The organism is Streptomyces sp. NPDC088706 (assembly GCF_044752765.1).
GTDB lineage: Bacteria > Actinomycetota > Actinomycetes > Streptomycetales > Streptomycetaceae > Streptomyces.
The window spans coordinates 1-8,143 of record NZ_JBIVLW010000035.1 but is presented as its reverse complement, the minus strand read 5'-3'; the positions used below and the strand labels follow the sequence as shown (position 1 = coordinate 8,143).

Below are 8,143 nucleotides of genomic sequence, written 5' to 3'. Positions count from 1 at the left end.
GGGGGGGGGGGGGGGGGGGGGGGGGGGGGGGGGGGGGGGGGGGGGGGGGGGGGGGGGGGGGGGGGGGGGGGGGGGGGGGGGGGGGGGGGGCGGGGGGGGGGGGGGGGGGGGGGGGGGGGGGGCCCCCCCCCCCCCCCCCCCCCCGCCCCCCCCCCCCCCGCCCCCCTTTTCTCTCAGAACAGCGTCCGCACCCTGTCCTGCCTTCCGCCGCCCTCGAAGGCGAGCAGCCGTTGCTTGCGTTCCAGGCCGCCGCCGTATCCGGTGAGGCTGCCCGAGGACCCGATGACCCGGTGGCACGGCACGATGATGGAGACCGGGTTCCTGCCGTTGGCCAGGCCGACCGCCCGGGAGGCGCCCGGTTTGCCGAGTTCCTCGGCCAGTTCGCCGTACGTGCGCGTCTCGCCGTACGGGATCTTCCGCAGCTCCGCCCAGACGCTCCGCTGGAACGGGGTGCCGTGCAGGTGGAGCGGCAGGTCGAAGGTGGTGAGCCGGCCGGTGAAGTACGCCGTGAGCTGGCGGATCACCTCGCCGAAGGGCTCCGGGTCCGGTACCCCGAAGGTCTCCTCGGGCGGGCGGTGGCGCTGGTCTGTCATGTAGAGGGCCGAGAGGACCCCGTCGGTGGCGACGAGCGTCAGCGGCCCGTAGGCGCTGTCGAGGACCGCGTGCTGCTTGGTCACCGGGAGCGTGCTGGTGGGCATGGTCATGAACGTCTCCGTCAGGCGGGCAGGTGGTTGATGGGGTGGTCGTCCACGGTCCAGAGGTACTGGACGGCGTACGCGCGCCAGGGGCGCCAGTCGGCGGCCCGTGCGGTGAGGGCGGCGGGAGTGGCCGGGAGGCCGAGGAGTGCGGCGGCCCTGCGGATGCCGAGGTCGGTGGGGAGGAAGGCGTCGGGGTCGCCGAGGGCCCGCTGGGCGATCATCTCGACCGTCCAGGGGCCGAAGCCGGGCAGCGCGGAGAGTTCGGCGCGGGCCCGCTCCCAGTCGGTGTCGGTGCCCAGGCGGAGGGTCCCGTCGGCGAGGGCGGCGACCAGGGTGGTGAGCGTGGCGCGGCGGGTCCGTGGCAGGGCCAGGGACTCCGGGTCGAGCCCGGCCAGGGCCTGCGGGGTCGGGAAGAGATGGGTGAGCCCGCCCTCGGGGTCCTCGACCGGCACCCCGTGCGCGGTGACCAGGCGGGCCGCGTGGGTGCGGGCGGCGGCGGTGGAGACCTGCTGGCCGAGGACCGCGCGGACGGCGAACTCGGCGCCGTCCACCGTACGCGGCACCCGGCGGCCGGGCCCCGCGTCGACCAGCGGGGCGAGCAGCGGGTCGGTACGCAGCTGGGCGTCGACGGCGACCGGGTCGGCGTCCAGGTCCAGCAGCCAGCGGCAACGGCTGATGGCCTGCGTGAGGTCGCGGGGGTCGGTGAGGGAGAGCCGGCAGGCTATGTGACCGGGCTGCGGGGTGAGGGCGACGATGCCGTGGCCGTACGGGAGGGTCAGCGTGCGGCGGTAGGCGCCGTCCCGCCACTCCTCGATGCCGGGGACGGCGGTCGCGGCGAGGTGGCCGAAGAGGTTGCTGGGGTTGAGCGGGGCCCGGTAAGGGAGGCGGAGCGTGATCACGCCGGGAGTGGTGGGGGCCCGGGGGCCGCGGGCCGCGCGGGTGCGCAGTTCGCCGGGGGCGAGGGCGAAGATCTCGCGGACGGTCTCGTTGAAGGTGCGGATGGAGGAGAACCCGGCGGCGAACGCGACCTCGGCCAGGGGCAGCGCGGTGGTCTCGATGAGGACGCGCGCGGTCTGGGCCCGCTGGGCGCGGGCCAGGGCCAGCGGTCCCGCGCCGAGCTCGGCGAGCAGCTGGCGTTCGATCTGCCGGGCCGAGTAGCCGAGCCGGGCGGCGAGACCGGGGACGCCCTCGCGGTCGACGACGCCGTCCCGGATGAGCCGCATGGCGCGGGCCACCGAGTCGGCGCGGGAGTTCCACTCGGGGGAACCGGGGCTGGTGTCGGGGCGGCAGCGTTTGCAGGCCCGGAATCCGGCCTGCTGGCAGGCGGCGGCGCTCGGGTAGAAGGTCATGTTGCGGACCTTGGGCGGCACGACGGGGCAGCTGGGGCGGCAGTAGATCCGGGTGGTGAGGACCGCGGTGAAGAACCAGCCGTCGAAGCGGGCGTCCTTGGACTTGACGGCCCGCACGCAGCGCTCGGTGTCGGTGTGCATGGGTCCAGGATGGTGTACCGGTCAAGGCCTGGCTGGCGGAAATCCGACACGCACCCCGAAGGCTCCGGGGCCGGTGTCAGCCGCCCATCGCGAGGACTTCCTCGAACTCCGCGTACGCGTGCGCGTCGAAGAGCACGAACCGCACCTCCTCGACGGGGGCCACGGTCTCCGCGAGCACCGTGCGCACGGCGATCCGCGCGCCGTCGTCCATCGGCCAGCCGTAGATGCCCGTCGAGATCGCCGGGAAGGCGACGCTCCGGGCTCCCAACTCCGCTGCCAGGCGCAGCGATTCGCGGTAGCAGGAGGCGAGCAGCGCGGAGCGGTCCTGGGCGCCGGAGAAGACCGGGCCGACCGTGTGGATCACCCAGCGGGCCGCCAGGCGTCCGGCGGTGGTGGCGACCGCCCGGCCGGTGGCCAGGCCCTTGCCGTACCCCGAGGCGCGCAGCTCCCGGCAGGCGGCGATGATCTCGGGCCCGCCGCGCCGGTGGATGGCGCCGTCGACCCCGCCCCCGCCGAGGAGCGAGGAGTTCGCGGCGTTGACGATGACGTCGGCGGACTGGTCGGTGATGTCACCGCGGACCAGGCGGACCGCGGGGCTGACGGAGGTGCTCATACGGACATCATGCCGCGCCGCGGGCGGCCGCGCCGCCCGCGGCGGATGATTCAGGTCGCGCGCAGCTGCCGCCATACGGCCTTGGCGGCGTGGTGGCCGGACATGCCGTGCACACCGGGTCCGGGCGGGGTGGCCGAGGAGCAGAGGAAGACCGCCGGGTGCGCGGTCGCGTACGGGACACGGGCGAGCTTGGGGCGGATGAGGGTCTGCAGGCCCGAGAAGGCTCCGCACGCGATGTCGCCGCCGACGTAGTTGGCGTTGCGCTCGGCGAGTCGGGGCGGGCCCGCGACGGCACGCGCGAGCACCAGGTCGCGGAAGCCGGGGGCGAAGCGCTCCAGTTGGCGTTCGATGACGTCGGTGGCGTCGCCCGCCCAGCCGGCCGGGACGTGCCCGTACACCCAGAAGACCTGGCGTCCTTCCGGGGCCCGGGAGGGGTCGACAAGGCTCGGCTGGGCGGTGATGAGGAAGGGGACGGCGGGGTCGCGGCCCTCGACGGCGGCCCGGAGCGCGGTGTCGATGGTCCCGGCGTCGGGGCCGATGTGGACGGTGCCGGCGCGGCGGGCGGCCTCGGCGGTCCAGGGGACGGGGCCGGACAGCGCGTAGTCGATCTTGAAGGCGGAGGCGCCGTAGCGGTAGCGGTGGTACGCGGAGCCGAGGCCGGCGATCCGGGCGAGCGCGGAGGGCGAGGTGTCGAAGATGTAGGCGCGGGCGGGCGGGAGGTCGTCCAGCCGCTTGACCTCGCTGCCGGTACGGATGGTGCCGCCCTGTTCGCGGAGGTGGGAGGCGAGGGCGTCCGAGATGGCCTGCGAGCCGCCGCGCGGCACCGGCCAGCCGTTCTCGTGGGCGGCGAGCGCGAAGACGAGGGCGATCGCCGAGGTGGCGAATCCGCTGGTGGGAGCGATCGCGTGGGCGGCGAGCCCGGCGAACAGGCCGCGGGCCTTCTCGCCCTCGAAGCGCCGGGAGACCCAGCTGGCGGGCCGGAGCCCGAGCAGGCCGAAGCGGGCCAGCCGGTAGGGGTCGCGGGGCAGGCCGTCCCAGGGGGTGCGCAGGAAGTCGGCGGCCAGGGTGTCCCAGCGGCCGAGGAAGGGGGCGACGAGGCGACGGTAGGCGCCCGCGTCCCCGGGCCCCAGCGACATGGCGCTCTCACCGACGGAGCGGGTGAGCGTGGCGGCGGTGCCGTCCGGGAAGGGGTGGGCGAGCTCGACCTCGGAGTGCAGCCACTGAAGGCCGTGCCGGGCCAGCGGCATCGCCCGGAAGGCGGGCGAGCCGATCCCGAGCGGGTGCACGGCGGAACAGGGGTCGTGCCGGAACCCCGGCAGCGTCAGCTCCTCGGTACGGGCTCCTCCGCCGACGGTGTCGTGCGCCTCGTGGACCTCCACCGCGAAGCCCCTGCGGGCCAGTTCGGCCGCGGCGGTCAGCCCGTTGGGCCCGGCCCCCACGACGACCGCATCGAGCATCGACGGCACCTTGGGACTCCTTCGTCGGCCGGCAAGCGGAACCCCAGGGTATTCGGGCGGAGCGACAGCGCGGACGCGGGCACCCGTCCGGGGGCAGGCCGCCGGTGTCAGCCGCCCGTGCGCAGGGCGGCCAGGACGCGCCGGGCGGTGTCCTCGTCGCGGGCCGCCGTGAACGGCAGGTCGTTGCCGCCCGCGATCCGGTACGGGACGCCGGACAGGGTCGCCTGGGAGCCGCCGGCCTCGGTGACCAGGAGGAGGCCCGCCGCGTGGTCCCAGGCGAGCTCCCAGTTGAAGGCGACGGCGTCCTGGGCGCCGCGGGCGACGGCGAGGTACTCGAGCCCGGCGGAGCCGCAGGGGCGGGGGGCGATGCCTTCGGTGCGCAGGCCGAGCAGGGCGCGCTTCTGGGCATCGGTGGTGTAGTCGGGGTGCGACATCGCGACGTTCAGTACGGCGCCGGGGGCGGGCGCGCCGGAGCGTATCGGCGTGCCGTTCAGGGTGGCGCCCCGGCCGCGCAGGGCGACGGCCATCTCGCCCAGGACGGGGGCGTACGTCCAGGAGGCGTGGATCTCGCCGTGCTGGGCGAGGGCGACCAGGGTGCAGAACCCGGCCTCACCCCGGACGAACTGGCGGGTGCCGTCGACCGGGTCGACGATCCAGACGGGGGCGTCGCCGCCGAGGGCGTCGTAGAGGGCGGGGTCGGCGTGCACGGCCTCCTCGCCGACGACGACCGAGCCGGGCAGCAGCTTGGTGAGGGCGGCGGTGAGGTGCTCCTCGGCCAGCCGGTCGGCGGCGGTGACCAGGTCGTGCGGGCCGCTCTTCTCGATGATCTCGTGGGTGGCGAGCTTCCGGTGGCGCGGCATGATCTCGGCCGCGGCGGCGGCGCGCACGGCGGCCTCGACCTCGGCCAGCGGTCCGGTGTGCCCGGCGGTCCCGTACAGGAAGTCATCGATCATGGCTCCAGCTAAGCACGGTCCGCCGGGCCCCTCGAGCCCTGGGTGAACCGGGACATCTCCGACGCACCGTGGGATGCGCGGCGGCCCGGGGCAGGGCCGCCGGTCCGGCTTCACACCGGCCAGAACTTCCGACGCACCGTGGGATGCGCGGCGGCCCGGGGCAGGGCCGCCGGTCCGGCTTCACACCGGCCACCGCTTCGCCCGCGGCCACCCCAGCGGGCCGGGCAGCCGGCGTACGGTCGAGGCGCCGGCGTGCCGCCACCGCGCGCTGTCGCTCGTCGCCGGGCACGCGGGCCGGGGGACGGCCCGCGACCGGGTCCTGTTCGGCACCTCGACCTGGGTCTGCCCGGGCCCGACCGGGCCGCCGGCCGACGAGCCGGGCGCGCTCCCGCCGCCCGCCGATGTGGTCACCGCCCGGCTCTCGGGCAACGCGGCGGCGCTGGTCGCCCGCGCGGCCGGGACACGCGGGGCTTGAGCCGGGCCGGAGCCCTCCGGATGATTCGGACGGGCTGCCGGGGGCAGGCGGTCCGCCGGACGGCCGATCGGCGCCGACCCGTCGGAAACCTCTTTCCGGCACGCGTCGTCGGGACGCGGATCCAGGCCGGACCGGGCCTACCGTCGGCCTGGTCAGCCACCCCGACCCAACGGAGATGTACGACATGGCAAAGATCCTTTTCGTGGTGACCGGCTCGGACCACTGGACCCTGGCGGACGGCACGGCCCACCCCACCGGCTTCTGGGCCGAGGAGGCCGTGGCCCCTTACCAGGTGTTCACCGGCGCCGGTCACGAGGTGGTCGTCGCCACCCCGGGCGGCGTCGTCCCCACCGTGGACCGCGGCAGCCTGGCGCCCGACGCCAACGGCGGCCAGGAGGGCGCCGACAAGGTGGCGGCCGGGCTGGAGGCGTTCGAGGAGCTGCGGCGGCCGGTCGCGCTGGAGGACGTGGACCTGGACGCGTACGACGCCGTCTTCTACCCCGGCGGCCACGGCCCGATGGAGGACCTGGCGGTGGACCCGGTCTCCGGGCGGCTGCTCACCGAGACCCTGGCGTCGGGCAAGCCGCTCGGCGTGGTCTGCCACGCCCCGGCGGCGCTGCTGGCCGCGACCGGCCCCGACGGGGCCGGCGTGTTCGCCGGATACCGGCTGACCGGCTTCACCAACGCCGAGGAGACCCAGGCGGGCCTGGCGGACAAGGCCAAGTGGCTGCTCCAGGACCGGCTGGTGGAGCTCGGCGCGGACTTCCAGGAGGGCGAACCCTGGGCGCCGTTCGTGATCACCGACCGGAACCTGGTCACCGGTCAGAACCCGGCGTCCTCCGCCCCGCTGGCCGAGGAACTGCTCAAGCGGATCGGCTGACGTGCCGGACCGGAGCGCCCGCGTGACCGGCCTCAGGGGGCCGGGGCGCGGGCGCTCCGGTGCGTCAGGCCCATTCGCGCCGCACGGGTGGTTCGCAGAGCTCCAGGACCACCGCGCCCGACTCCGGCTCCTCCCCCGCGAGGGGCTTCACGCGGGCGCCCACCGTCACCATCTGCGGTGCGGCGCCGACGACCTGGCAGCGGAAGACGAATCCCTCGGGGAAGCGGACCAGGGATTCGTTGCGGGCCGCCTCGGTGTAGCGGTGGACCACCGCGGTCCGTACGACCACGCCGTGGCCGGTGGTGCGTTCCGGCTCCAGTTCGCTCGACGCGCACACCGGGCAGAGCAGCCGCCGGAAGGACGCGGTGCCGCACCAGCGGCAGCGGTTGTAGGAGAGGCCGCACTCCTCGTGCGCCTTCTGGACGGTGCCCATTCCTGCCTGAGACACGGATCGACCCCCTGCGCTCGACTCGGACGCGCCGCACCTGGCTGACGGCGCGTCCGCACCATATGGCACCGAGTGCCGGAGAGTAAAGGCACTGAGTGCCGATTATTACCGAGTTCTTGCCGCGCGCATCCGCCGAACGCGGCTCAGCCTTCGCCGACGGCCGCCTCGATCTGCTGCACCACGCGCCACATGGGCGTGCCTTTGGACGCGACCATGACGATCACCTCGCCGTCGCCGGACCCGGCGGCGGGAGCGGACGCCCCGACCGCGGGTGGGGCCGGTTCCGCCAGGGCGGGCGAGGGCTCGGCCGGCCGCTCCCAGACGTCCCGCACCAGGGCGAGCGCATGGTCGACCGCAGCCTCGGGATCCCCCGCACCACCCGAACGCAGCCACAGCCGCAGCCCGTTGTTGTGCGCGGCGACCACGGACGCGGCGATCACCTCCGCCCGCAGCTCCCCGTCGCCGGCCGTGCCGAACCGGCTCCTGAGATGACCGGCGAGCGTCTGCTCGTAGCGGCGCACCACCGAGAGTTCGTACGTCCGCAGTCCGGGCACCTCCCGGGTGAGCCGGTAGCGCTGTACGGAGAACTCGGGGTCGGCCGCGTACATCCGCAGCACGATCCGCGCCGCGTCGCACACCGCACCCACCGGATCGGCGTCGCCCGCGGCGGCGAGGAACTCCGTCATATCGGCGAGGCAGCGCTCGTGGTCCGGGAAGACCACGTCCTCCTTGGAGGGGAAGTAGCGGAAGAAGGAGCGCCGCCCCACCCCGGCCCGCGCCACGATGTCGTCGACCGTCGTCCGCTCGAAGCCCCGCTCGAGGAAGAGCTGGAAGGCCGCCTGGGCCAGCACCTCCCGCATGGGTGCCTTCTTCTCGGGTCCGCGTGCCTCGCTCATGCGGCGAAACGTAGCATCGGACGGAGCGTTTTGGCACCGGGTACCTTTACAGAGGGTACTGAGTACCATAAGGTCCCTTACGAAACCGCACCCAGGTGGGACCGGCCCCGATCGGCATGGGACCACACCCAGGTAGGCAGGAGAGCCGGCGTGAGCTTGAGGATCGTTGTCTGTGTGAAGTACGTGCCCGACGCGACCGGTGACCGGCATTTCGCCGATGACCTGACGCTGGA

Annotated in this window: 9 protein-coding genes and 1 pseudogene; 3 read left to right on the top strand and 7 right to left on the bottom strand. The window is 74.9% G+C overall.

Annotated elements, in window-relative coordinates:
* Positions 1-173: 173 nt before the first annotated feature.
* The 5 genes from ACIQAK_RS32825 to ACIQAK_RS32805 all read right to left on the bottom strand — a co-directional run bounded on the left by ACIQAK_RS32825 (position 174) and on the right by ACIQAK_RS32805 (position 5,211).
* Positions 174-698, bottom strand: coding sequence for a methylated-DNA--[protein]-cysteine S-methyltransferase (locus ACIQAK_RS32825; protein WP_366392955.1), 525 nt, complete (start codon positions 696-698; stop codon positions 174-176).
* A gap of 17 nt (positions 699-715) precedes the next feature.
* Complete coding sequence (locus ACIQAK_RS32820) at positions 716-2,188, bottom strand: AlkA N-terminal domain-containing protein (protein ID WP_366392949.1); 1,473 nt, start codon at positions 2,186-2,188, stop codon at positions 716-718.
* A gap of 76 nt (positions 2,189-2,264) precedes the next feature.
* Positions 2,265-2,801: an O-acetyl-ADP-ribose deacetylase gene (locus ACIQAK_RS32815; protein ID WP_366392950.1), complete on the bottom strand. Its 537-nt coding sequence runs from the start codon at positions 2,799-2,801 to the stop codon at positions 2,265-2,267.
* Between the two features lie 50 nt (positions 2,802-2,851).
* Positions 2,852-4,267: an NAD(P)/FAD-dependent oxidoreductase gene (locus ACIQAK_RS32810; RefSeq protein WP_366392951.1), complete on the bottom strand. Its 1,416-nt coding sequence runs from the start codon at positions 4,265-4,267 to the stop codon at positions 2,852-2,854.
* Between the two features lie 98 nt (positions 4,268-4,365).
* On the bottom strand, positions 4,366-5,211 hold the full coding sequence (locus ACIQAK_RS32805; RefSeq protein ID WP_366392952.1) for an inositol monophosphatase family protein: 846 nt from the start codon (positions 5,209-5,211) through the stop codon (positions 4,366-4,368).
* Positions 5,212-5,284: 73 nt separating this feature from the next.
* Between ACIQAK_RS32805 and ACIQAK_RS32800 the strand changes: the two genes are divergently transcribed.
* Together ACIQAK_RS32800 and ACIQAK_RS32795 are read left to right on the top strand one after the other, a co-directional pair.
* Positions 5,285-5,686 (top strand): hypothetical protein, encoded by a 402-nt coding sequence (locus ACIQAK_RS32800; RefSeq protein WP_401849656.1) that lies wholly within the window; start codon positions 5,285-5,287, stop codon positions 5,684-5,686.
* 184 nt (positions 5,687-5,870) lie between these two features.
* The gene (locus ACIQAK_RS32795; RefSeq protein WP_366392954.1) at positions 5,871-6,566 is read left to right on the top strand and encodes a type 1 glutamine amidotransferase domain-containing protein; all 696 of its coding nucleotides are present in this window, start codon (positions 5,871-5,873) and stop codon (positions 6,564-6,566) included.
* A gap of 64 nt (positions 6,567-6,630) precedes the next feature.
* Here the strand turns inward: ACIQAK_RS32795 and ACIQAK_RS32790 are convergent, their stop codons facing one another.
* Together ACIQAK_RS32790 and ACIQAK_RS32785 are read right to left on the bottom strand one after the other, a co-directional pair.
* Positions 6,631-6,999, bottom strand: a complete 369-nt coding sequence (locus ACIQAK_RS32790; RefSeq protein WP_366392956.1) for a zinc ribbon domain-containing protein — start codon at positions 6,997-6,999, stop codon at positions 6,631-6,633.
* A 158-nt stretch (positions 7,000-7,157) separates the two neighbouring features.
* On the bottom strand, positions 7,158-7,874 hold the full coding sequence (locus tag ACIQAK_RS32785; RefSeq protein WP_366392957.1) for a TetR family transcriptional regulator: 717 nt from the start codon (positions 7,872-7,874) through the stop codon (positions 7,158-7,160).
* 186 nt (positions 7,875-8,060) lie between these two features.
* On the opposite strand from ACIQAK_RS32785, the pseudogene ACIQAK_RS32780 reads away from it, so the two are divergent.
* Positions 8,061-8,143 (top strand): annotated as a pseudogene (locus ACIQAK_RS32780) (electron transfer flavoprotein subunit beta); the annotation flags it as partial.

What these genes read in the sequence shown, in the direction of transcription:
- ACIQAK_RS32825 (WP_366392955.1), bottom strand. Translation starts at nt 698, where the DNA reads ATGCCCACCAGCACGCTCCCGGTGACCAAGCAGCACGCGGTCCTCGAC.
- ACIQAK_RS32820 (WP_366392949.1), bottom strand. Translation starts at nt 2,188, where the DNA reads ATGCACACCGACACCGAGCGCTGCGTGCGGGCCGTCAAGTCCAAGGAC.
- ACIQAK_RS32815 (WP_366392950.1), bottom strand. Translation starts at nt 2,801, where the DNA reads ATGAGCACCTCCGTCAGCCCCGCGGTCCGCCTGGTCCGCGGTGACATC.
- ACIQAK_RS32805 (WP_366392952.1), bottom strand. Translation starts at nt 5,211, where the DNA reads ATGATCGATGACTTCCTGTACGGGACCGCCGGGCACACCGGACCGCTG.
- ACIQAK_RS32800 (WP_401849656.1), top strand. Translation starts at nt 5,285, where the DNA reads ATGCGCGGCGGCCCGGGGCAGGGCCGCCGGTCCGGCTTCACACCGGCC.
- ACIQAK_RS32795 (WP_366392954.1), top strand. Translation starts at nt 5,871, where the DNA reads ATGGCAAAGATCCTTTTCGTGGTGACCGGCTCGGACCACTGGACCCTG.
- ACIQAK_RS32790 (WP_366392956.1), bottom strand. Translation starts at nt 6,999, where the DNA reads ATGGGCACCGTCCAGAAGGCGCACGAGGAGTGCGGCCTCTCCTACAAC.
- ACIQAK_RS32785 (WP_366392957.1), bottom strand. Translation starts at nt 7,874, where the DNA reads ATGCGGGAGGTGCTGGCCCAGGCGGCCTTCCAGCTCTTCCTCGAGCGG.